This window comes from Streptomyces drozdowiczii (genome assembly GCF_026167665.1).
In the GTDB taxonomy this organism is placed as follows: Bacteria; Actinomycetota; Actinomycetes; order Streptomycetales; family Streptomycetaceae; genus Streptomyces; species Streptomyces drozdowiczii_A.
In genome coordinates this window covers 5,863,460-5,885,706 of record NZ_CP098740.1, presented here as the reverse complement: position 1 = coordinate 5,885,706, position 22,247 = coordinate 5,863,460, and the positions used below count along the sequence as shown (strand labels likewise).

Below are 22,247 nucleotides of genomic sequence, written 5' to 3'. Positions count from 1 at the left end.
ACAGGGACGCCTGAAGCCGGAAAACACGGAGGGGTCCGGTGATCCGGAACCTCCGCCGACGGCGGCGTACCCGCGAAACGGCCCGCCGCGCACTGCCTCCCATCCGGACTTTAACCGTCGGTCCAGGAATTTCACCTGGTCAACCGGCCGCTGGATGCGGACGGGTCGCGGACTGTAACCGCCGGTTCGGAATTGCACCGACCCCGGAGTGCGCTGCTGCTGGTACACGATCAGTGTGCCACGACCCGGCAGGGGCCAACCGGGTGAACGCTGTGGAGTGGCTCACAGACAGCACGTAACAAGAACTCTTTCGGACATCCGCACAGGAATGAACCGCGCGGGAACGTTATTGGTCCAGACCTATTGACGCACTGGTCTAGTCCTCTTAATCTCTGCGTCACCTCCGAGGAGCGGTCCCACGGTGTGCGCACGCCCGGGACCAGGCACGACCCACCCCCTTTGTTCAGTTGTGTTCTGCCGACCTCCCCAGGAGGAACCGAACGTGCTGTCCCCCACCCGTGCGAGAGCCTCGCTCCTCGCCGCCGGCGCGGGCATCGCCGCGCTGCTGATCGGCTCGCTCTCCGCGACCCCCTCGCAAGCCGCCGACCAGGAGTCCTGTCGCCCCGACGGGCTCTACGAGACGCCGGGCGTCGCCGTCCCCTACTGCTCCGTGTACGACTCCGAGGGCCGCGAGAAGATGGGCGCCGACCACCCCCGGCGCGTCATCGGCTACTTCACCAACTGGCGGACCGGCAAGGACGGCAAGCCCGCCTACCTGGCCTCCGACATCCCCTGGGACAAGGTCACCCACCTCAACTACGCCTTCGCGCACGTCGACGGGGCCAACAAGCTCTCCGTGGGCGCGGACGGGCCGGAAAACGCCTCCACCGGCATGACCTGGCCGGGCGTCAAGGGCGCCGAGATGGACCCGGACCTCCCCTACAAGGGCCACTTCAACCTGCTGAGCAAGTTCAAGAAGCAGTACCCGAACGTGAAGACGATGGTCTCCGTCGGCGGCTGGGCCGAGACCGGCGGCTACTTCGGCGACGACGGGGAGCGGGTCGGCTCGGGCGGCTTCTACGCGATGGCCACCAACGCCGACGGCTCGGTCAACCAGGCCGGGATCGACACCTTCGCGGACTCGGCGGTCGACTTCGTCCGGAAGTACGGCTTCAACGGCGTCGACATCGACTACGAGTACCCGACGACCATGAAGGACGCGGGCAACCCGCTGGACTGGACGCTGTCCAACGCCCGCCGCGCCGGCCTGGTCAAGGGCTACGCCGCGCTGATGAAGACCCTGCGCGAGAAGCTGGACCGGGCCTCCGCCGCCGACGGCCACCACTACCTGCTCAGCGTCGCCGCCCCCTCTTCGGGCTATCTGCTGCGCGGCATGGAGACGTTCCAGGTCCAGAAGTACCTGGACTACGTCAACATCATGTCGTACGACCTGCACGGCGCCTGGAACGAGTACGTCGGCCCCAACGCCGCGCTCTACGACGACGGCAAGGACGCGGAGCTGGCCCAGGCGAGCGTCTACTCCACCTCGCAGTACGGCGGCACCGGCTACCTCAACACGGACTGGGCCTACCACTACTTCCGCGGTTCGATGCCGTCCGGCCGTATCAACATCGGCCTGCCGTACTACACCCGCGGCTTCAAGAACGTGCAGGGCGGCACCAACGGCCTGTGGGGCAAGGCGGCTTCGACCGACTGCCCGGCCGGTGCGGGGCTGACCAAGTGCGGTGACGGTGCCGTCGGCATCGACAACCTCTGGCACGACCTGGACACCAACGGCAAGGAGTCGCCGGCCGGGTCCAACCCGATGTGGCACGCCAAGAACCTGGAGAAGGGCATCGTCGGCGACTACGTCACGGACTACGGGTTCCCCGCGGACACGAAGCTGACCGGCAGCTACGTCCGCAACTACGACTCGACGCTGGTCGCGCCGTGGCTGTGGAACGCCCAGAAGAAGGTCTTCCTCTCCACCGAGGACGAGCAGTCCGTGCGGGCCAAGGCGGACTACGTGGCCGACAAGGGCATCGGCGGCACGATGATCTGGGAGCTGGCCGGCGACTACGGATGGAACGCGGCCAAGGGTCAGTACGAGCCCGGCTCGACGCTCACCTCGACCATGTACGACACCTTCAAGAAGGCGGCGCCGTACGGGGCGAAGCGCTCCACCATCGACCTGCCGGCGCAGGCGCTGGACATCGACGTCTCCTTCGGCCAGTTCCCGCTGGGCGACTCCAACTACCCGATCAGCCCCAAGCTGACGATCACCAACCACACGAAGGCGACGCTGCCGGGCGGCACGGAGTTCCGGTTCGACTACTCCACCTCGGCGCCGGCCAACGCCAAGGACCAGTCGGGCTTCGGCACGACGATCGTGCGCAGCGACCACACCGCCGCGAACAACATCGGCGGACTGAAGGGCGACTACAACCGCGTCTCGCTGAAGCTGCCGTCCTGGCAGAGCCTGGCGCCCGGCGCGTCGGTCCAGGTCGACTTCGTGTACTACCTGCCGACGTCCACGCCGTCCAACTGGACGGTGACCTTCGGCGGCACGTCCTACGCGCTGGCGGCGGACCTGGCCCGGGGCACGACGGTGGTCGAGCCGGGCACGGGCTCGACCCCGACGCCCGACCCGTCGGGCGGCACCTGCGCAGCGGGGGCGTGGAGCGCGGGCGCGGAGTACGGCGCCGGTACGACGGTGAGCCAGGACGGCCACCAGTGGAAGGCGAAGTGGTGGACGAAGGGCGAGAAGCCCGGCTCCACGGGCGAATGGGGCGTCTGGCAGGACCTGGGCGCCTGCTGAGTTCCGGGGCGGGCCCGTACGCGGGCCCGCCCCGGCAAACCAAGCCCGTCCGGCGATTGAGGACGGAACCGGCTCGCCGGTCCGGGGCGGGTGCGCGTGCGGCCCGCCCCGGACCACCCAAGCCCGTCCGGCGTTTGAGGACGGAACCGGCTCGCCGGTCCGGGGCAACTCGCGGGGGCCCGGACCGGGACACGGATCAAGCGCCCGGCGCGAAAATCGCCTCCTGCGCCGCATCCCGCGCCGCGAGCAACGCCCCCCGGCGCACCGCCGTGCCGCCCAGCAGCCCCGCCCGGACCTCCGTGCGCAGCGGGGACATCGCGGCCAGCCGCTCCTCGACACGGGCGGCCAAGGCGTCGCCCCCCGCGTGGCCCACCTCGCCGGAGAGCAGGACGAGCCCCGGGTCGAGGACCGACGCCACCGCGGCGGCGCCCAGCGCGATCCGGTCGGCCAGGGCGGCGAGGAAGCCCTCGCCGTCGCCCTCCCCCGCGAGCGCCGCCCGGACGGCCGCCGCCGCACCGGGCTCCTGCCCCTCATCCGCGACGGCGATCCCGTACCGCGCGGCCAGCTCGCAGAGCGGCGCCGAACTGGCCAGCGAGTGGAAGCCCCCGTCGCAGTTGACGGCCGAGGGCGTGCCCGCCGTGCCCGGGACCGGCAGGAAGCCGAGTTCCCCCGCGCCGCCCGAGGCCCCCCGGCGCACCTTCCCGTCGAGCATGACCGCCGCCCCCACCCCGTGGCCGAGCCAGATCAGGACGAACGTGTCGTGGCCGCGGGCCGCGCCGACGCGGTGCTCGGCGACGGCGGCGAGGTTCGTCTCGTTGTCGACCAGCACCGTCGCCGGCAGCCGCTCCTGGAGCGCCCGGACCAGGCTGCGGTGCCAGGACGGCAGCCCGCTGCTGTCCCGCAGCTCCCCCGTGACCGGGTCGATCAGGCCGGGTGCGCCGATGCCGACGCTGTGCAGGGGCGCGCTCCCCGCGTTGCGGACGGTGGCCGCCAGCAGCGCGACGGCCCGCTCCACGGCGTCGTCCCCCTCCGTCTCACCGACCGGCAGCGTCGCCTCGGCCAGCGTGGCGCCCAGCAGATCGGCGATGACGACGGCGACGCTGTCGGTGCGCACGTCGAGCCCGGCCAGCAGCGCGCGGTCCGCGACGATGCCGTAGAGCCGGGCGTTGGGGCCCCTGCGGTCGGCCCCGGTCTCGCCGACGACATGGATCAGACCCGCGCCCTGGAGGCGTTCCACGAGGTCCGCGACGGTGGGCCGGGAGAGCCCGGTCAGGGTCTTCAACTGCGTGGCCGTCAGGGGGCCGTCCTGCTGGAGGAGCCGCAGGGCGAGCCGGTCGTTGATGGCCCGGGCGGTGCTCGGTGATGCGGGCATGCCGGAATCCTTCCAGATCACCGCCGAACCGGAGACGTACGGACGGTCTATTTATCAGGCAGGGTTCCTGATAGTTTATCGCCCGCATCGTGGAACAGGACTCCAGGGGAGGGCACGGCGGTATGACAACCACATCCACGGCTACGGTCTTCGGCACCAAGGAGGTGCGGCGGGCCAGGTACGCCATCGCGGCGGTCTTCACCGTGCACGGGTCGGTGACCGGCAGCTTCGCCACCCGGGTCCCCTGGATCCAGGACCACGCGGGAGTGAGCGCGGGCCAGCTGGGCCTGGCGCTGGCCTTCCCCGCGATCGGCGCCTCGGTCGCGATGCCGCTGGCCGGCGCCGTGAGCCACCGCTTCGGCGCGCGGACCGCGCTGCGCGGCCTGCTGGCCCTGTGGACACTGTCCCTGGTCCTGCCCGCCCTGGCCCCCAACCTGCTCACCCTGTGCGCGGCGCTGTTCGTGTACGGGGCCTCGTCCGGCATGTCCGACGTGGCGATGAACGCGCTCGGGGTCGAGGTGGAGAACCGCCTCGACAAGTCGATCATGTCCGGGCTGCACGGCATGTGGAGCGTGGGCGCCCTGCTGGGTTCGGCGGCGGGCACGGTGGCCGCCCACGCGGGCACGGACGCCCGGCTGCACCATGTGATAGCCGCCGGGGTGCTGACCCTGCTCGGGCTGACCGCCTGCCAGTGGGTGTTCGACCTGCGCAGCGAGCCGGACGAGGAGCCGCCGCCGCGCTTCGCGCTGCCGCCCAGGTCGGCCCTGATCATCGGTGCGGTGGGCTTCTGCGCGGTCTTCGCCGAGGGGGCCAGCCTCGACTGGTCGGCGGTCTACCTCCGCGACACGCTGGACAGCTCGGCCGGTCTCGCGGCGGTGGCCACCACCGCGTTCGCGCTGACGATGGCGGTCGCCCGGATCGCCGGGGACCGGGTCGTGGACCGCTTCGGCGCGGTGCGCACGGTACGGGCCGGAGGCGTCCTGGCGACGGTCGGCGGGGTCCTCGTGGTCACCGCCCCGCATGTGGCGCTCGCGATGTGCGGCTTCGGGCTGATGGGGCTCGGCATCGCCGTGGTGGTCCCGCTCGCCTTCGCGGCGGCCGGGCGCAGCGGGCCCAAGCCGGCCCAGGCCATCGCGGGCGTCGCGACGATCACCTACACCTCCGGGCTCATCGCCCCGTCGGCGATCGGTTCGCTGGCCGAGGCGACCTCGCTGGTCGTGTCGTTCGGCCTGGTGACGGTGCTGGCGTTCGGCCTGGTCCTGGGGGCGGGGGTGCTGCGGGCCGGTGACCGCAAACCGGTGGCCGGGGGCGCGGTACGGGACGCGGCGGCGGCCGAGCCCCGCGCCTGACCCCTCCCCGGGCGTCGCGGAACCGGCGAAGCGGAATAGGTGGGTCCGGCCGGGGCGCGCGGGCCGGGCACCACTACCATGGCGCTGATCTTTTCCGCGACGAGCGCCGTGGCCGGCCGGCACGGGCTCGCGCACCTACACACAGGGAGCAACCATGGGCCTCGGCGTGCGCTGGACCTTGCACGGCGACGGGAAGACGCCCGCACCGGGAGCGGTGGTCCGCCCCGACGAGCGGCTCTCCTGGCCCCGCACCTTCGGGCTGGGCGCCCAGCACGTGGTCGCCATGTTCGGCGCGTCGTTCGTCTCGCCGGTCCTGATGGGGCTCGACCCCAACCTGGCGATCATGATGTCCGGTGTCGCGACGGCCATCTTCCTGCTGGCCACGCGCGGCCAGGTGCCGAGCTATCTGGGCTGTTCGCTCTCGTTCGTCGGGGTCGCCGCGACGATCCGGGCGAGCGGCGGCGACAGCGCGGTGGTGACCGGCGCGGTCTTCGTGGTCGGCGCGGTGCTGTTCCTGGCCGGTCTCGCGGTGCAGCGGTTCGGCGCGCGGATCATCCACGCGGCGATGCCGCCGGTGGTGACCGGCGCGGTGGTCATGCTCATCGGGTTCAACCTGGCGCCGGTGACCGCGTCGACGTACTGGCCGCAGGACCAGTGGACGGCCCTCCTCGTGATGCTGTTCACCGGTCTGGCCGTGGTGTGCCTGCGCGGCTTCTTCTCGCGGATCGCGATCTTCCTGGGGCTGGTCTTCGGTTACGTCCTGTCCTGGCTGCTCGACCTGGTCTTCGGGAAGATCCACTCCCCCGCCGGCGGCACCGAGTCGGTGGACCACTGGCGCCTGGACCTGTCGGGCGTCGGCAAGGCCGACTGGATCGGGCTGCCGTCCTTCCACGCGCCCAGCTTCGAGTGGTCGGCGATCCTGGTCGCCCTGCCCGTCGTCATCGCCCTGATCGCGGAGAACGCCGGGCATGTGAAGGCGGTCGGCGAGATGACCGGCCGCTCGCTGGACGGCAAGCTGGGCACCGCCATCGCGGCGGACGGCGCCGCCTCGATGCTGTCGACGGCGGTGGGCGGCCCGCCGAACACCACGTACTCCGAGAACATCGGCGTGATGGCCGCGACCCGGGTGTACTCCACCGCCGCCTACTGGGCCGCCGCCTGCTTCGCCCTGCTCTTCGGCCTCTGCCCGAAGTTCGGCGCGGTCGTGGCGGCGATCCCGGGCGGGGTGCTCGGCGGCATCACGGTCATCCTGTACGGCATGATCGGCCTGCTCGGCGCCCAGATCTGGCTGAACGCCAAGGTGGACCTGCGCAATCCGCTGAACCTGGTGCCGGCCGCGGCGGGCATCATCATCGGCGTCGGCGGGGTCAGCCTGAAGATCACGGACAACTTCGAGCTGAGCGGGATCGCCCTCGGCACCATCGTCGTGATCACCGGCTACCACGTCCTGCGCGCCTTCGCCCCGGCGCACCTGAAGACGCAGGAGCCGCTGCTCGACTCGGGCACGTCGGCGTACGACAAGGAGCCCCCGGCCACGGACGCGTGACCGGGGTCCCGGTCAGTCCTCCGGGAGTTCGACCGGGGCCAGCTCGTCGAAGCGGTCGCCGGGGCCGGGGTTGGTCGCGTCGGTCGCGCCGCCGAAGTGGGTCATCACGCCCCACACGGCGTTCAACGCGGTCTGCACGGCACCCTCGGCCCAGCCGGCCGTCCAGGAGATGTCGTCACCGGCCAGGAACAGGCCCCGCTTGTCGGCGGGCAGCCGGTCCTGCATGAAGTGCGTGAACAGCCGCCGCTGGTAGCGGTAGTGGCCCGGCAGGTTGGCCTTGAACGCGCCCATGAACCAGGGCTCGTTCTCCCAGGAGACGGTGACCGGGTTGCCGGTGATGTGGCTGCGGATGTCGACGTTCGGGTAGATCTCGCCGAGCGACTTCAGCATCACGTCCATCCGCTCGGTCGCGGAGAGCGGCAGCCACTTCAGGCTGTCGTCGCACCAGGTGTACGAGAGGCAGATGCTGGCCGGCCGGTCCGGCCCGTCGTCCAGCAGGTAGGTGCCCCGGGTCATCCGGTCCGTCAGTGTCATGGACATCGTGTCGCGGCCGGTGGTCTCGTCCTTGTCCAGCCAGAACGGCCGGTCGACGGGCACGAACAGCTTGGACGACTCCATGTAGTGGGTGCGCTCCATCGCCGTCCAGTGGTCGATCGGGAAGAGCGCGTCGTCGCAGGCGATCTTGGAGAGCAGCAGCCAGGACTGCCCGGTGAAGACGGCCGCCCGGAAGGTGCGGATGTCGCCCGAGGCGTCGGTGACGGTGATCCGGTTGCCGGCCGTGCGGTTGAGCCGGGTGACGGCCCCGCGCGGCTCGCCGCCGTGCAGCGAGGACAGCGAGGTGCCGAGCGGCCAGTGCGTGATCTTCCGCGGCTCCCGCTCCCACAGGCGCAGCGGGAGCTGCTGGCTGCCGCCGACGATGGAGCGGTGGTGGTCGTCCGCCTCGGTGTAGACGACCCGCAGGATCTCCAGGATGGAGTTGGGGAAGTCGGTGTCCCAGCCGCCGGTGCCGAAGCCGACCTGCCCGAAGATCTCGCGGTGCCGGAAGGACTTGAAGGCGTCGGAATCGCAGAGGAAGCCGTAGAAGGTCTGGTTGTCCAGCTTCTCGACCAGCCGGGACCAGATCTCCCTGATCCGGTCCACGTCGCGCTCGCGCATCGCCCGGTTCATGTCGGAGAAGTCGGCGCCCTCCTCCAGGCAGCGGTTCCAGGCGTCCATCACATCGCGGTAGACCTGCGGGAGTTCGTCGATGGTCCTGGCGTAGTGCGACTCGCCCTTGAGGTCGACCACGGTCGAAGGGGTCGCCGGGCAGAGCGGGTTGGGGAACGGCTTCGTCTCCAGGCCCACGAGGTCGATGTAGTGCTGGAGGGCGGTCGAGGAGGGCGGGAAGCGCATCGCGCCCATCTCGGCGGTGAGGCGTTCGCCGTCGGTGGCGCAGCCCTCGAACTCGACGGTGCGCAGCCGTCCGCCGATGCGGTCGGCCTCGTAGACGACGGGCTTGAGGCCCATCTTCATCAGTTCGTACGCGGTGATGATGCCGGAGAGCCCGCCGCCGATGACGGCCACCTCGGTGCCGTGCTCGGTCGCCGGTATCTGCCCGAGCCCCGCCGGGTGGGCGAGGAAGTCGTCGTACGCGTACGGGAAGTCCGGCCCGAACATGGTGATCGGCGGGGCCGCTTCCTCGGTGTGCTGGACGGCGGGGGGCACGGCGGTCATGGGGTACGGGCTCCTAGCGGACGGGCGAAGACGTGGACGGGGGCGGTGCGGGCTCAGACGAGGGAGCCGTACAGACCGGGGCGGCGGTCGCGGAGATACGGATTGGCGGCCCGGGAGTCCGCGAGGAGAGCGAGGTCGACGTCGGCGGTGACCAGCTCCTCGCCGCGCCCCGCACGGGCCCGGACGATGCCGTCGGGTCCGGCCAGGCAGCTCAGCCCGGTGAAGTCGAACTCGCCTTCCGGGCCGGTCCGGTTGACGTACGCGAGGTAGAGCTGGCTCTCGAAGGCGCGGACCGGGACGAGGGATTCCGCCACGAACGAGAAGGGGTGCATCAGCGCGGTCGGGACCAGCAGGAGATCGGTCCCGGCCAGGGCGTGCGCCCGTACGTTCTCCGGGAACTCGACGTCGTAGCAGGTCAGCAGGCCGATGCGGACCCCGTCCAGCTCGGCCTGGACCACGGGCTGCCCGCCCGGGGTGAACCAGCGCTGCTCGAAGTCCCCGAAGAGGTGGGTCTTGCGGTAGTTGGCGAGCGTGGTGCCGTCGGGGCCGATGAGCTGCGCGGAGTTGTACAGGGTGTCGCCCTCGCGCTCCGGGTAGCCGTAGTGGACGGCGATCCCGTGCCGCACGGCGATCTCGGCGACGGCACGGGCGGCGGGCCCGTCGGCGGCCTCGGCGAGCCGGGGGACGTCGTCACCGATGGCGTACCCGGTGAGATACAGCTCGGGGCAGACCAGAAGCCGGGCCCCGGTGGCGGCGGCGCGGCGGGCGGCATCCGCCAGCAGCTCGACGGACCCGGCAACCGAGCCGGGACGCCCGGAGCTCTGGAGCAGGGCGGTGCGCAACGGCGGCATGGCTGACCTCGGACGATACGGGCGGGGCGGGGACGTAGAAACGGTACGTTCAGCCGTTCGGCCCGAACAAGACGCGACCGTTGCGCACCGACGCCCGATCCGTTGCGCGGATCGCACGGGCCGCGGCGATTCATTGCGCCGCTCCGGCCCGACCCGCGGCCGGCCCACTCCAGCCCGTCCGGCGTTTGACGACGGAACCCTCGCCGGAGGGCCCGGCCCACCCGGCGGACGGCCCTACCCCGGGGACCCGGAGGAGAAGCGCCGCAGCAGCGGCGAAAGCACCAGCACGGACTTCGTCCGTTCCACGTACGGCTCCCCCGCGATCCGCTCGAGCACCTGCTCGAAATGCCGCATGTCCGCCGCGAAGACCTGCACCAGCGCATCCGCGTCGCCGGTGACCGTGGACGCGGAGGCGACCTCGGGATAGCGGGCGAGGCCCTGCTTGATCGACTCCGGGGACGTGTTGCGGCTGCAGTAGATCTCGATGTACCCCTCGGTCTCCCAGCCGAGCGCCGCCGGGTCGACCCGCACGGTGAACCCGGTGATGGCCCCCTCGGCGCGCAGCCGGTCGACCCGGCGTTTCACGGCGGGCGCGGACAGGCCGATGATCGAGCCGATGTCGGCGTAGGAGCGGCGGGCGTCCTCGGCCAGGGCGTGGACGATGCGTTCGTCGAGGTCGTTCAGTCGCACGTCGTACGGGTCACTTCTCTGCGAGGCACGGACGGAGCCGGGCATGACTGTGCCGGGGAGCGGCAGATGCCACCCCCGGCAGTAGACCACGGCTCGCACCCGGCCGGTCGAATCCCGGCCGGACAGGCCCTAGCTCCAGCTGGCGTGCAGCGGCTTGCCCTCCGCGTAGCCGGCCGCGCTCTGGACGCCGACGACGGCCTTCTCGGCGAACTCCGCGAGCGAGGCCGCGCCCGCGTAGGTGCAGGAGGAGCGGACGCCCGCGATGATCGAGTCGATCAGGTCCTCGACGCCGGGGCGCGTCGGGTCCAGGAACATCCGCGAGGTGGAGATGCCCTCCTCGAAGAGCGCCTTGCGGGCCCGGTCGTACGCGGACTCGTCGGAGGTGCGGTTCTTCACGGCGCGCGCGGACGCCATGCCGAAGGACTCCTTGTAGAAGCGCCCGTCGGCGCTCTGCTGAAGGTCGCCCGGGGACTCGTAGGTCCCGGCGAACCAGGAGCCGATCATCACGTTGGACGCCCCGGCCGCGAGCGCCATGGCCACGTCGCGCGGGTGGCGGACGCCGCCGTCGGCCCAGACGTGCTTGCCGTACTTCTTCGCCTCGGCGGCGCACTCCAGCACGGCGGAGAACTGGGGGCGGCCCACTCCGGTCATCATGCGGGTGGTGCACATGGCGCCCGGTCCGACGCCGACCTTGATGACGTCCGCGCCGGCCTCGATGAGGTCGCGCACGCCCTCGGCGGCGACGATGTTGCCCGCCACGATCGGCACCTGCGGGTCCAGCGCCCGGACCGCGCGCACCGCGCTGATCATGGACTCCTGGTGGCCGTGCGCCGTGTCCACGACCAGGGTGTCCACACCGGCGTCGAGCAGCTGCTTGGCCTTGCCGGCCACGTCGCCGTTGATGCCGACGGCGGCGGCGATGCGCAGCTTGCCGGCCGCGTCGGTGGCGGGGGTGTAGAGCGTGGCCCGCAGAGCGCCCTTGCGGGTGAGGATGCCGACGAGCCGGCCGTCCGCGTCGACGGCGGGGGCGAGCTTGCGGTTGGCGCCGTCCAGCTTGTTGAAGGCGTCGCGCGGGTCGATGTCCGCGTCCAGGACGACCAGGTCCTTGGACATGACCTCGGAGAGCTGGGTGAAGCGGTCCACACCGGACAGGTCGTGGTCGGTGACCACACCGACGGGCCGGCGGTCCGCGTCCACGACGACCCCGGCACCGTGCGCGCGCTTGTGCAGCAGCGACAACGCGTCGGCGACGGTCTGGCCCGGCGACAGCTCGATGGGCGTGTCGAGCACCAGGTGGCGCGTCTTCACCCAGGAGATGACCTCGGTGACGACCTCGATCGGAATGTCCTGCGGGATCACGACGAGGCCGCCGCGGCGGGCGACGGTCTCGGCCATCCGGCGGCCCGCGATGGCGGTCATGTTCGCGACGACCAGGGGGATGGTGGTGCCGCTGCCGTCGGGCGACGACAGGTCGACACCCTGGCGCGATCCGACCGCCGACCGGCCCGGGACCATGAAGACGTCGTCGTACGTGAGGTCGTACGGGACCGAGGGGGACTCTGTATAGCGACCGGTGCCGGGCTCAAGAAAACGCATAACACTCATTTTTTCATACGAAATGGCGCAGGTCGCTTCCACGAAGACACAGCAAATGACCCCCACGCTCGTATGTTCCTACGAAAGGAGCGCTGCGGGAGTCCCGGGCAAGTGCCACCTGCCTTACCCCCGGACCTTACCCGAACAGCTTTCAACCATTCCCGATCATCTGCCCTGGACCTGGTGACAGGGGGTCAGGTAGCTTCAAACCCGCAGGTCCCGTGGGTCACCACAACGCCCCGGATGAACGGACGGATCGTGCTCAACTTCCGTCACCCGTACGACCGGAGAGGATCACGACCCGCCCGTGGAGAACGAACTGCCGGACATCTACTGCCCGTTCCCCCAGCGGACGAACCCGCACGTCGCCCACGTACGGGAGCATCTGGATTCCTGGACCCGCAACACCGGCCTGGTGCACCGGGATTCGGCCAGGGAGCGCTTCGAGCAGGCGGACTTCGGCGCGTTCGTCGGGATGGTCTACCCGACCGCCGACAGTGAGACCCTGGACCTCGTCGCCGACTGGTTCGTCTGGCTCTTCCTCGTCGACGACCAGCTGGACGACGGCCACCTCGGCCGGAGCCCGGAGCGCGTGCGGGACGTCGTCGCCCTGATGCTGGCGGTGGTCGAGGGCACCCGCACCGGCGTGCTGGAGAACGAGGAGCTGCCCGCCGCCGTGGTGGCCCTCATCGACCTGTGGCAACGTACGACGCCGACCGCGGCGGTGCACTGGCGGCGCAGGTTCGCCTGGCACCTGAAGAAGTACCTCACCACCGCCACCACCTGGGAGGCCGGGAACCGGGCGGCGGGCATCGTGCCGTCGGAGGAGCTCTACATAGAGAAGCGCCGCCACACCGGCGCGATCATCGTCTGCATGGACCTGATAGAGATCGTCGCGGGCATCGAGGCGCCCTCCTCGATCCACAACGACCCCCGGTTCATCACCGCGCTCGAAGCGTCCTGCAACCACGTCTGCTGGGCCAATGACGTGTACTCGTACGAGAAGGAGCAGGTGCTCGGCGAGATCCACAACCTCGTCCACCTGGTCCGCCACCACCGCGGCTACGGCAAGCAGGAGGCGCTGGAGCACGTCTGCGCGGAGATCGCCGTCGAGACCGAGCGCTTCCTGGCGGCGGAGACCGAGCTGCTCGAGGCGTATCCGCAGCTGACGCCGATGCTGGAGCCGTACCTCGACGGCATGCGCAGCTGGATGCGCGGCAATCTCGACTGGTCCCGGCAGACGCCCCGGTACAACCCGGCCGACGTCAGTCAGTACGAGCAGCCGGAGCAGTATCTGGAGTCCACGGTCCTGGGCGTCCCCCAGGACTGAGCACCGGAGCCACGGGAGAGGGGCGGGCGGTCCGTGACCGCCCGCCCCTCTCCGCTGTGCCCGTGTGCCCGTACGTCTCAGTCGCCGTCCGGGTCCGCGCGCTCCAGGGCCGGCCGGCGCGGGGCGGCGGACTCGGTGAGGAGGTAGTCGGCGGCGGCGGTGTCCGTGACCAGACTGGTGACCAGGCCGGACCGCAGCACCGCGCCGATCGCGGCGGCCTTGCGCTGCCCGCCCGCGATGGCGACGACCTCGGGGATCCGGCGCAGCCGGTCCGCCTCGACGGTGATGCACCGCTCGCCGAGGTCCCGGCCGACCCGGCGGCCCTCCGCGTCGAAGAGGTGGGCCGACATCTCGGCGGCGACGCCGAGCGAGGCGTAGTGCCGGCGCTCCTCGTCGGAGAGCATGTCGTGCACGGTCGAGATGCCCGGCTCCCAGGACCCGATGGAGACGGCCGCGACCGTCACCTTGTCGAAGTACTCGAAGGCCCGGGCGATCCCCGTCTGGTGGCGCAGCGCGGCGGCCGTCGCCGGGTCGGGCAGCAGCATCGGCGCGTAGATCGGGTGGGCCTCGCCGCCGGAGACCTGGGCGGCGCGCCGCACCGCCTCCACCGAACCGCGCTCGGCGGTGCCCGCGTCGTACACCCCGGTGAGCTGCACGACCGTGCACGGGGGCAGCCGGTCGAGGGCGGCGGCCATGTGGATGGTCGAGCGGCCCCAGGCGAGCCCGAGCACATCGCCCTCGGTCACCAGTTCGCCGAGCAGGTCGGCCGCGACCTCGCCCAGGTTCTCCGGGTCCGCCGCGTCGTCCTGCTCCTCCGCCGGGGACTCCACGACGACCGCGTGGCGCAGTCCGTAGCGGGCCCGGAGCGCGTCGGAGCGCTCGGCGTCCAGCTCCGCGGGGACCCGGATCTCGATGCGTACGAGGTCGCGCTCCAGGGCGGTCTCCAGGACCCGGGCGACCTTGAAGCGGCTGACGCCGAACTCCTCGGCGATCTGGATCTTGGACTTGCCCTCGAGGTAGAAGCGGCGGGCCATGGCCGCCGCCTGCACCAGCTCCGCGGGCCCCATCCGCAGGGCGGACCGGCCCGCCGACATTGCAGACACCGCGTTCTCCTCACTGCTGTTCACGCTCTTGATACGCCGTTCATCCTGTCAGATACGACGCTCCCTGACCGGTCCCGTCGGACCCCGTTCATCTGCCCTTGGCCCGGGTGACGCTCGCCCGCCCCGGCCGCCCCGGACTCAGTGCGCGCAGGCCCAGCCGGCCGCGCCGATGGCCCCGTCGGCCTTGGCGCGCAGGGCGCGCACCGCGGCGGCCGGGTCCTCGGCGCCGTAGACCGCCGAGCCGGCGACGAAGACGTCGGCGCCGGCCTCGGCGCACCGCTCGATGGTGGACTCGGAGACGCCGCCGTCGACCTGGAGCCACAGATCGAGCCCGTGCTTGGAGATCAGCTCACGGGTGCGGCGGATCTTCGGCAGCATGATGTCCAGGAACGCCTGGCCGCCGAAGCCCGGCTCCACGGTCATGATCAGCAGCATGTCGAGCTCGGGGAGCAGGTCCTCGTACGGCTCGATGGGCGTCGCCGGCTTGAGCGCCATGGAGGCGCGGGCGCCCTTGGCGCGGATCTCCCGGGCCAGCCGGACGGGGGCGGCGGCGGCCTCGGCGTGGAAGGTGACCGACCCGGCGCCCGCCTCGACGTACTGCGGTGCCCAGCGGTCGGCGTCCTCGATCATCAGATGGCAGTCCAGCGGCGTGTCCGTGGCCCTGGCGAGCGATTCCACGATCGGCACGCCGAGGGTCAGATTGGGCACGAAGTGGTTGTCCATGACATCGACATGGAGCCAGTCGGCACCTTCGACGGCCTTGGCCTCATCGGCGAGGCGCGCGAAGTCGGCGGAGAGAATACTCGGGTTGATCTGGGCCATGGGCCAAGCCTGCCATGTTCTGCGTCACTTCCCGGCCTCGGTGCGCTCCAAAGGCTCACGGGATCATTACGGTTCGCGCATTCCCGGCGTTTCGCCCCGGTGAGGGGCGTGCGGTCAGGCGGTACGACGGAGCAGCGCCAGATACATCGCGTCGGTGCCGTGCAGATGCGGCCAGAGCTGGACGTCGGGCCCGTCGCCCAGCGCGGGCACGCCCGGCAGCAGCGGACGGGCGTCGATCCACTCCGCCTCCACGGGCGCCCCGCCGCGCCCCTTGAGCACGTCCTCCACGACGACCCGGGTCTCCGCGAGGTGCGGCGAGCAGGTCGCGTACCCGACGACACCGCCGACGCGTACGGCCTTCAGCGCCTCGCGGAGCAGCCCGCGCTGGAGCGGGGCGAAGCCCTCCAGGTCCTCCTTGCGGCGGCGCCAGCGGGCCTCGGGGCGGCGGCGGAGGGCGCCGAGCCCGGAGCACGGCACGTCCACCAGGACCCGGTCGAAGCTGCCGGGGAGCCAGGGCGGGCGGGTGCCGTCGGCGGTGATCACCTGGTAGGGGCCGGGGTTGCCGGCCAGCGCGCGTTCCACGAGGCGGGCGCGGTGCGGCTGCTTCTCGGCGGCGAGCAGGGCGGCGCCGCGGTCGGCGGCGAGGGCGGCGAGCAGAGCGGCCTTGCCGCCGGGGCCCGCGCAGCCGTCCAGCCAGCGGGCGTCGCCGCCCTCCAGCGGGGCGTTGGCCAGGGCGGCGGCGACGAGCTGGCTGCCCTCGTCCTGGACCCCGGCCCGGCCCTCGCGCACGGCGGTCAGGGCGCCGGGCTCGCCGCCCTCGGCCATCCGCACGGCGTAGGGCGACCAGCGGCCCGGGAGCGAGTTGTCCGCGCCCAGCTCCTCGGTGAGTTCGTCCGTGGTGGACCGGCCGGGGCGGGCGACGAGGGTGACCTCGGGGCGCTCGTTGTCCGCGTCGAGCAGGTCCTCGATCCCGGCGCGGCCGCCGCCGAGCGCGTCCCAGAGCGCGGAGACGATCCAGCGCGGGTGCGAGTGGACGACCGCGAGGTGGTCCTCGGCGTCGTCCTCGTAGGCCGGGGCCACCTTCGCGACCCAGCCGTCGAGGTCGTCGGCGGACACCTTGCGCAGGACGGCGTTGACGAACTTGGCGCGCCCCTCCCCCAGCACCACCCGGGCCAGCTCCACGCTCGCGGAGACCGCCGCGTGGGTCGGGATACGGGTGCCGAGGAGCTGGTGCACGCCCATGTTGAGCACGTCCAGGACCGGCGGGTCGACCTCGCGCAGCGGCCGGTCGATGCAGGCGGCGACGATCGCGTCGTACGTCCCCTGGCGGCGCAGCGTCCCGTAGACCAGCTCGGTCGCCAGGGCGGCGTCGCGGTGGTCGAAGTCGCCCTTGGCCCTGGCCTTCTTCAGCAGCGGGGGCAGGACGAGGTTCGCGTACGCGTCGCGCTCGTCCACGGCCCGCAGGACCTCGAAGGCGAGGAAGCGGACCGGGTCCTTCTGGGGACGGCGGTGCGGCTTGGCGGGACGGCGACGCGGCTGGTCGTTCACGGTGAAAGGTGCTCCGCTGGAGATGAGAGGACGAACCCTCCCAGCCTACGTCCCCGCCCCGGGGGATCAGCTCCCGACCAGCTCGCCGGGGACGATGCGCACCCCGCGCGCCCAGTCGGCGGCGCGCATCGGCTTCTTGCCCTGCGGCTGCACCCACAGCAGCTCGACCGCGTGCGACCCGGTGCCGACGAACACGTTGTTCTTGCCGACCGACAGCTCACCGGGCGCCAGCTCGGACCGGTCGACTGCGGGGGTGGCCTGGACGAGCTTCAGACGCTCGCCCCGGAACAGCGTCCAGGCGCCGGGGGCGGGGGTGCAGGCGCGGATGACCCGGTCGACGCGGAGGGCGGGCGCGGACCACTGGACCTGGGCGTCCTCGACGGTGATCTTCGGCGCGAGGGTGACCCCGTCGGCGGGCTGCGGCACGGCGTGCAGGGTGCCGTCCTCGATGCCGTCCATGGTGGCGGCCAGCAGCCCGGAGCCGGCGAACGCCAGCCGGGTCAGCAGGTCGCCGCTGGTGTCGGTCGGGCGGACCTCCTCGGTCAGGACGCCGTAGACGGGCCCGGAGTCGAGGCCCTCCTCGATCAGGAAGGTGGACGCCCCCGTCACCTCGTCGCCGGACATCACCGCGTGCTGCACCGGGGCGGCGCCGCGCCAGGCGGGCAGCAGCGAGAAGTGCAGGTTGACCCAGCCCTTCGCCGGGATGTCGAGGGCCGCCTTCGGCAGCAGCGCACCGTACGCGACGACCGGGCAGCAGTCCGGCGCGATCTCCCGCAGCCGCGCGAGGAAGTCCTCGTCCCGGGGCCTGGCGGGCTTCAGCACCTCGATCCCGGCCTCCTCGGCGCGCTCGGCGACCGGGCTGGCCACCAGCCGCCGGCCACGCCCCGCGGGCGCGTCGGGCCGGGTCACGACGGCGGCCACCTCGTGCCGGCCGGAGGCGATCAGGGCGTCGAGTGCGGGGACGGCTACCTCGGGGGTGCCGGCGAAGACGAGCTTCATGGGTGGCTGACTGCCTCTCAGGCCGGACTCTCAGGCCGAAACGTTACGGTGACGAGCAACGCACAAGTCTATGGGGCGGCGGGCCGGGGGGCGTACGCACAGTCGCGCGCCCCTCGCTGGTGCGCATACGCCCCCCGAGCGTGACCAGATCCCCCGGTGCGGCGTTGGTCAAGAGAGATTGACCGAAGCGAGCCGCCCTGGTGCGGCCCGATCCCTTTCAACGCCGGTTCGAGAGGCTTCTTCATGGCCGACCACGCAACCCACGACGCCCAAGCGCGGGCCAGCCTGCATCTCCTGGTGCGGGACATCGAGCGGGTCCGGCGGCAGGTGGACGCACTGCGCACGCTCACCGCACAGCTGGGCAACGTCTACCGTCCGCGCCGCACCGGCCCCTCCGCGGGCTTCGTCGTATACGGCAGGGCCCCGGCCCCCACCGTGAGACTGGCCCAGGAACTGCGGGACAGCGTCGAGACCCTGGTCACGGCGGCCGTGGACTTCGACCGCTCACTGGGCTTCTCCTGGGACGCGGTGGGCTCCGCGCTCGGGGTCACCAAGCAGGCCGTACACCGCCGCTACGGCTCCCGCCGCACCGCCCCGCAGCCCACGTCCCCGGAGCCCGCGGAGGTGGTCCCCCAACGCACCCCCACGGTCCCCGCGGCCCGGGCCCCCCAACCCCCGACGGACCGCCCCAACCCGTTCCCGGGCCCCCGCAACGGCTGACCAGGGCTGAGTTTCGCCGCCCCTCGCACCCACGAGGGGCGGCGAAATCACGCGGAAAATCCAGCCCGGGCGCTTGAGGACAAGACCCCGGCCGAGACGCGCCCGCACAAAACCGAGCCCGTCGGCACATCAAGCCCGTCCGGCGCTTGAGGACAAAGACCTCAGCCGATGTCCACCGGATCCACCCGCACCCGCACCGCCCCCCACCCCGCTCCACGCGCGCAGCGCGCAACGCCGCGGCCAACGCCGCCCCGCTCCCGGGCGGCACCCGCACCAACGCCCGCTCCCAGACCTCCCCGCAGGCGCCTCGAACGCCCGCCGGGGCCGCCCCGGCTCCGCGGCCGGCACCGGCACGGGTCCCAGCACCTCCGCGTCCGAAGGCAACCGCGCCACCGCGAAGAACGCGGCCAGCGCCTCCGGCTCCCCCGTCACCGACGCCATCCGGGACACCGGCGGAAAGCCCAGCTCCGCCCGCTCCGCCAGCTCCCGCCGGGCGTGCCCGACCGGGTCCCACCGGACCAGCGCCTGCACCGGCCGCAGCGTCGGCTCGGCGACGACGACCACCGTGCCGCCCTCCGGCCGCCCCCGGACCAGCGCCGCTGCCGCCGTCCACCGGCGCAGCGCCTCCTCCCCGGCGCGCAGGTCGGGCCGCCCGACCATCGCCCAGCCGTCGAGCAGGAGCGCCGCCGCGTATCCGCCCTCGGCGACCGGCTCGGCGCCCGGCGTGCTGACAACCAGCGCGGGCTGGTCCGGCACCGAGTCGAGGACGTGGTCGCGCCCGGACGTCCGCACCGGCACCGCCGGGAACGCCCGGCCCAGCTCCTCCGCCGTGCGCCGGGCCCCCACGATCTGGGCGCGCAGCCGCCGCCCGCCGCAGGCCACGCAGTGCCAGGACGTCTCGGCCCGCCCGCACCACGCGCAGTTCAGGTCCTGCTGGTCCGGCGCCTCCAGCGGCCCCGCGCACTGCCGGCACCGGGCGGGCTCCCGGCAGCGCTCGCAGGCGAGCCGGGGGGCGTAACCGCGCCGGGGCACCTGGACCAGCACCGGACCGGTGCGCAGCCCGTCCCGGACGGTCTGCCAGGCGAGGCTGGGCAGCCGGGCGGTCCGGGCCGCCCCGTCCCGCGCGAGCTCGCCGTCGCCCACGGTGCGGATGACGGGCGCCGCCACCCGCACCTGCTCCCGGTCGGCGCGCAGCGGCAGCGCCCACCCGCTCTCCACGAGCTGCGCGGCCTCCACGGTGCAGCTGACGGAGCCGAGCAGGAAGGCGCACCGCCCGTGCGTGGCCCGCAGCTCCAGGACCTCGCGGACGTGCGGGAAGGGGGCGCGGTCGTCGCTGTGGCTGGAGTCCCCGTCGTCCCAGACGACGACGAGCCCGAGGTCGGCGACGGGCGCGAACATCGCCGCCCTGGTCCCCACGACGGCCCGGACGGAGCCGCGCCGCACGGCGAGCCATTCCCGGTAGCGCTTCCCGGGCCCGGAGCCGGCGGTGAGCAGCGCGTGCCGCCCCTCGCCGAGCAGGGCGGTGAGCGCGGCGTCGACCCGGGCGGCGGTCCGCCCGTCGGGGACGACGACGAGGGCGCCGCGCCCGGAGGACAGGGTCGCGGCGACGGCCGTGGCGATCTCGGCGGGCCAGTGCGGTCCGGGGAGCGCGGTCCAGACGGCCCGGGGGGCGCCACCGCCCGCCAGCGCGGAGAGGAACGCGGGCCCCTGCGCGTACCGCTCCCAGCTCCCGGGGGCGGGGGGCGCGGGGGCGGGCAGCGGCGCGGGTGACGGCTTGGACTCGGCCTGCGCGTTGCGCGGGGGACGGCGAGCTGGAGGACGTCGGCGAGGCTGCCCGCGTACCGGTCGGCGACGGCGCGGGCGAGGGCGAGGAGGCCGGGGCCGAGGACGGGCTCGGGCGAGACGACGGAGGCGAGCGCGGCGAGCGCCCCGTTGTAATCGGACTCGGCCAGCCGCTCGACGAGGAAGCCGTCCACGAGCCCGCCGCCCTCGCGCCGGCCGCCGCGCACCTGGCGGCCCCCGGCGCCGAAGCGGACCCGGACGCGCACCCCGGGCTGTGCGTCGGCGTCCAGCTCCTCGGGGACGGCGTAGTCGAAGTACTGGTCGAGGTGGAGCGCGCCCTTGTTGACGAGGACGCGGGCCACGGGCAGCTCCTTGGCGAGGGCGGCGCCGCGCCAGGTGCGCGGTTTGGCGCGCGGCACATCGGCCCGGCGGACGGCCTCCCGGATCAGCGCAAGCTGTTCCGGCGCCCCCGCCCCGGGCTCGTCGGACCGCTCGTTCTCGCTGCTCACAGCTCCATCCCTACCAGACGCCTCGGACAACGGCGCCGCCCTGCCCCGTAACCCCCGGGCACCGCAACGCCGGAGCCCGGACACCGCAACGGCGTCCGGGCTCCGGCGGGAAACTGCCTGGGCCGTCCTTACAGACCGGCGGCGGCGCGCAGCGCGTCCACCCGGTCCGTGCGCTCCCAGGTGAAGTCGGGCAGCTCGCGGCCGAAGTGACCGTACGCGGCGGTCTGGGCGTAGATCGGGCGCAGCAGGTCGAGGTCGCGGATGATCGCGGCCGGGCGGAGGTCGAAGACCTCGCCGATGGCGTGCTCGATCTTCTCGGTCTCGACCGCGGCGGTGCCGAAGGTCTCCACGAAGAGGCCCACCGGCTCGGCCTTGCCGATCGCGTAGGCGACCTGGACCTCGCAGCGGGCGGCGAGGCCCGCGGCGACGACGTTCTTGGCGACCCAGCGCATGGCGTAGGCGGCCGAGCGGTCCACCTTCGACGGGTCCTTGCCGGAGAAGGCGCCGCCGCCGTGGCGGGCCATGCCCCCGTAGGTGTCGATGATGATCTTGCGGCCGGTGAGGCCGGCGTCGCCCATCGGGCCGCCGATCTCGAAGCGGCCGGTCGGGTTGACCAGGAGGCGGTAGCCCTCGGTGTCGAGCTTGATGCCGTCTTCGATGAGCTGGTTCAGGACGTGCTCGACCACGAACTCGCGGATGTCGGGCGCGAGCAGCGAGTCGAGGTCGATGTCGCTGGCGTGCTGCGAGGAGACGACGACGGTGTCGAGGCGGACGGCCTTGTCGCCGTCGTACTCGATGGTGACCTGGGTCTTGCCGTCGGGGCGCAGGTACGGGATGGTCCCGTTCTTTCGGACCTCGGACAGCCGGCGGGAGAGCCGGTGCGCGAGGAAGATCGGCAGCGGCATGAGCTCGGGGGTCTCGTCGCAGGCGTAGCCGAACATCAGGCCCTGGTCGCCGGCGCCCTGCTTGTCGAGCTCGTCCTCGTCGCCCTCGACCCGCTTCTCGTACGCGGTGTCGACGCCCTGGGCGATGTCCGGGGACTGGGCCCCGATGGACACCGAGACGCCGCAGGAGGCGCCGTCGAAGCCCTTCTTCGAGGAGTCGTAGCCGATCTCCAGGACCTTGTTGCGGACCAGCGTCGGAATGTCGGCGTACGCCTTGGTCGTGACCTCACCCGCGACGTGCACGAGACCGGTGGTGATCAGGGTCTCGACGGCGACGCGGGAGGACGGGTCCTCGCGCAGGAGCGCGTCGAGAATGGTGTCGCTGATCTGGTCGGCGATCTTGTCGGGGTGGCCCTCGGTCACGGACTCCGAGGTGAAGAGACGGCGGGACACATCGCTCCCTGAGGTTGCAGCGGCTGCTGGCTGATCATTGGCCGGACGGTCCGGGAGCTGCGCCCGGCACGGTCCAGGGAGCAGTTTATCGGTCGGCTCCGTCGGTCGGACAACGTGTCTCGCCCTTTGGCCGCCCTGTGACGCGTTCCACCAGGGCCGGAA

Annotated in this window: 15 protein-coding genes, 1 pseudogene and 1 riboswitch; of the genes and pseudogenes, 5 read left to right on the top strand and 11 right to left on the bottom strand. The window is 72.5% G+C overall.

What is annotated here, in order from left to right; all coding sequences use genetic code 11:
- Nucleotides 1-85 precede the first annotated feature (85 nt).
- Nucleotides 86-216: riboswitch (FMN riboswitch) on the bottom strand.
- A 286-nt stretch (nucleotides 217-502) separates the two neighbouring features.
- Entirely contained in the window at nucleotides 503-2,818 is a 2,316-nt protein-coding gene (locus NEH16_RS26850) for a chitinase C-terminal domain-containing protein (RefSeq protein WP_265545417.1), read from the top strand.
- A gap of 196 nt (nucleotides 2,819-3,014) precedes the next feature.
- Here the strand turns inward: NEH16_RS26850 and NEH16_RS26845 are convergent, their stop codons facing one another.
- Nucleotides 3,015-4,190: an ROK family transcriptional regulator gene (locus NEH16_RS26845; RefSeq protein WP_265545415.1), complete on the bottom strand. Its 1,176-nt coding sequence runs from the start codon at nucleotides 4,188-4,190 to the stop codon at nucleotides 3,015-3,017.
- A 122-nt stretch (nucleotides 4,191-4,312) separates the two neighbouring features.
- Here NEH16_RS26845 and NEH16_RS26840 point away from each other — a divergent pair, with 122 nt between their 5' ends.
- Together NEH16_RS26840 and NEH16_RS26835 are read left to right on the top strand one after the other, a co-directional pair.
- Complete coding sequence (locus NEH16_RS26840) at nucleotides 4,313-5,539, top strand: MFS transporter (RefSeq protein ID WP_265545414.1); 1,227 nt, start codon at nucleotides 4,313-4,315, stop codon at nucleotides 5,537-5,539.
- 154 nt (nucleotides 5,540-5,693) lie between these two features.
- Nucleotides 5,694-7,085 carry a uracil-xanthine permease family protein gene (locus NEH16_RS26835; RefSeq protein ID WP_265545413.1) on the top strand — a complete coding sequence of 464 codons (1,392 nt, stop codon included), beginning with the start codon at nucleotides 5,694-5,696 and terminating at the stop codon, nucleotides 7,083-7,085.
- A 12-nt stretch (nucleotides 7,086-7,097) separates the two neighbouring features.
- Here NEH16_RS26835 and NEH16_RS26830 read toward each other — a convergent pair whose 3' ends face one another.
- The 4 genes from NEH16_RS26830 to NEH16_RS26815 form a co-directional block, all read right to left on the bottom strand.
- Nucleotides 7,098-8,798 (bottom strand): flavin monoamine oxidase family protein, encoded by a 1,701-nt coding sequence (locus tag NEH16_RS26830; protein ID WP_265545412.1) that lies wholly within the window; start codon nucleotides 8,796-8,798, stop codon nucleotides 7,098-7,100.
- Between the two features lie 53 nt (nucleotides 8,799-8,851).
- Complete coding sequence (locus tag NEH16_RS26825) at nucleotides 8,852-9,649, bottom strand: carbon-nitrogen hydrolase family protein (RefSeq protein ID WP_265545410.1); 798 nt, start codon at nucleotides 9,647-9,649, stop codon at nucleotides 8,852-8,854.
- Between the two features lie 234 nt (nucleotides 9,650-9,883).
- Nucleotides 9,884-10,339, bottom strand: coding sequence for an Lrp/AsnC family transcriptional regulator (locus tag NEH16_RS26820; RefSeq protein WP_073967758.1), 456 nt, complete (start codon nucleotides 10,337-10,339; stop codon nucleotides 9,884-9,886).
- Between the two features lie 129 nt (nucleotides 10,340-10,468).
- Nucleotides 10,469-11,935: a GuaB1 family IMP dehydrogenase-related protein gene (locus NEH16_RS26815; RefSeq protein ID WP_073967759.1), complete on the bottom strand. Its 1,467-nt coding sequence runs from the start codon at nucleotides 11,933-11,935 to the stop codon at nucleotides 10,469-10,471.
- Nucleotides 11,936-12,242: 307 nt separating this feature from the next.
- On the opposite strand from NEH16_RS26815, the gene NEH16_RS26810 reads away from it, so the two are divergent.
- Complete coding sequence (locus NEH16_RS26810) at nucleotides 12,243-13,265, top strand: terpene synthase family protein (protein WP_265545409.1); 1,023 nt, start codon at nucleotides 12,243-12,245, stop codon at nucleotides 13,263-13,265.
- A 77-nt stretch (nucleotides 13,266-13,342) separates the two neighbouring features.
- On the opposite strand, the gene NEH16_RS26805 is transcribed toward NEH16_RS26810, so the two are convergent.
- From NEH16_RS26805 to fmt, 4 genes are all read right to left on the bottom strand, one after another.
- A complete protein-coding gene (locus tag NEH16_RS26805; RefSeq protein WP_018524258.1) occupies nucleotides 13,343-14,359 on the bottom strand; it encodes a sugar-binding transcriptional regulator in 1,017 nt (338 codons plus the stop codon).
- Between the two features lie 147 nt (nucleotides 14,360-14,506).
- Entirely contained in the window at nucleotides 14,507-15,190 is a 684-nt protein-coding gene (gene rpe / locus NEH16_RS26800; protein ID WP_073967761.1) for a ribulose-phosphate 3-epimerase, read from the bottom strand.
- A 114-nt stretch (nucleotides 15,191-15,304) separates the two neighbouring features.
- A complete protein-coding gene (locus NEH16_RS26795; RefSeq protein WP_265545407.1) occupies nucleotides 15,305-16,738 on the bottom strand; it encodes an RsmB/NOP family class I SAM-dependent RNA methyltransferase in 1,434 nt (477 codons plus the stop codon).
- Nucleotides 16,739-16,804: 66 nt separating this feature from the next.
- Entirely contained in the window at nucleotides 16,805-17,737 is a 933-nt protein-coding gene (fmt, locus tag NEH16_RS26790; protein ID WP_161211038.1) for a methionyl-tRNA formyltransferase, read from the bottom strand.
- Between the two features lie 243 nt (nucleotides 17,738-17,980).
- On the opposite strand from fmt, the gene NEH16_RS26785 reads away from it, so the two are divergent.
- Complete coding sequence (locus NEH16_RS26785) at nucleotides 17,981-18,457, top strand: hypothetical protein (RefSeq protein ID WP_073967764.1); 477 nt, start codon at nucleotides 17,981-17,983, stop codon at nucleotides 18,455-18,457.
- 161 nt (nucleotides 18,458-18,618) lie between these two features.
- Here NEH16_RS26785 and NEH16_RS26780 read toward each other — a convergent pair.
- Nucleotides 18,619-20,748 (bottom strand): annotated as a pseudogene (locus tag NEH16_RS26780) (primosomal protein N').
- Between the two features lie 128 nt (nucleotides 20,749-20,876).
- Nucleotides 20,877-22,085, bottom strand: coding sequence for a methionine adenosyltransferase (metK, locus tag NEH16_RS26775; protein ID WP_073967766.1), 1,209 nt, complete (start codon nucleotides 22,083-22,085; stop codon nucleotides 20,877-20,879).
- Between the last annotated feature and the right edge of the window lie 162 nt (nucleotides 22,086-22,247).

Bases quoted from the DNA above. Each gene is read 5' to 3' on its own strand.
- NEH16_RS26845 (WP_265545415.1), bottom strand. From the start codon at position 4,190: ATGCCCGCATCACCGAGCACCGCCCGGGCCATCAACGACCGGCTCGCC.
- NEH16_RS26840 (WP_265545414.1), top strand. From the start codon at position 4,313: ATGACAACCACATCCACGGCTACGGTCTTCGGCACCAAGGAGGTGCGG.
- NEH16_RS26835 (WP_265545413.1), top strand. From the start codon at position 5,694: ATGGGCCTCGGCGTGCGCTGGACCTTGCACGGCGACGGGAAGACGCCC.
- NEH16_RS26830 (WP_265545412.1), bottom strand. From the start codon at position 8,798: ATGACCGCCGTGCCCCCCGCCGTCCAGCACACCGAGGAAGCGGCCCCG.
- NEH16_RS26825 (WP_265545410.1), bottom strand. From the start codon at position 9,649: ATGCCGCCGTTGCGCACCGCCCTGCTCCAGAGCTCCGGGCGTCCCGGC.
- NEH16_RS26815 (WP_073967759.1), bottom strand. From the start codon at position 11,935: ATGCGTTTTCTTGAGCCCGGCACCGGTCGCTATACAGAGTCCCCCTCG.
- NEH16_RS26805 (WP_018524258.1), bottom strand. From the start codon at position 14,359: ATGTCGGCGGGCCGGTCCGCCCTGCGGATGGGGCCCGCGGAGCTGGTG.
- rpe (WP_073967761.1), bottom strand. From the start codon at position 15,190: ATGGCCCAGATCAACCCGAGTATTCTCTCCGCCGACTTCGCGCGCCTC.
- fmt (WP_161211038.1), bottom strand. From the start codon at position 17,737: ATGAAGCTCGTCTTCGCCGGCACCCCCGAGGTAGCCGTCCCCGCACTC.
- NEH16_RS26785 (WP_073967764.1), top strand. From the start codon at position 17,981: ATGGCCGACCACGCAACCCACGACGCCCAAGCGCGGGCCAGCCTGCAT.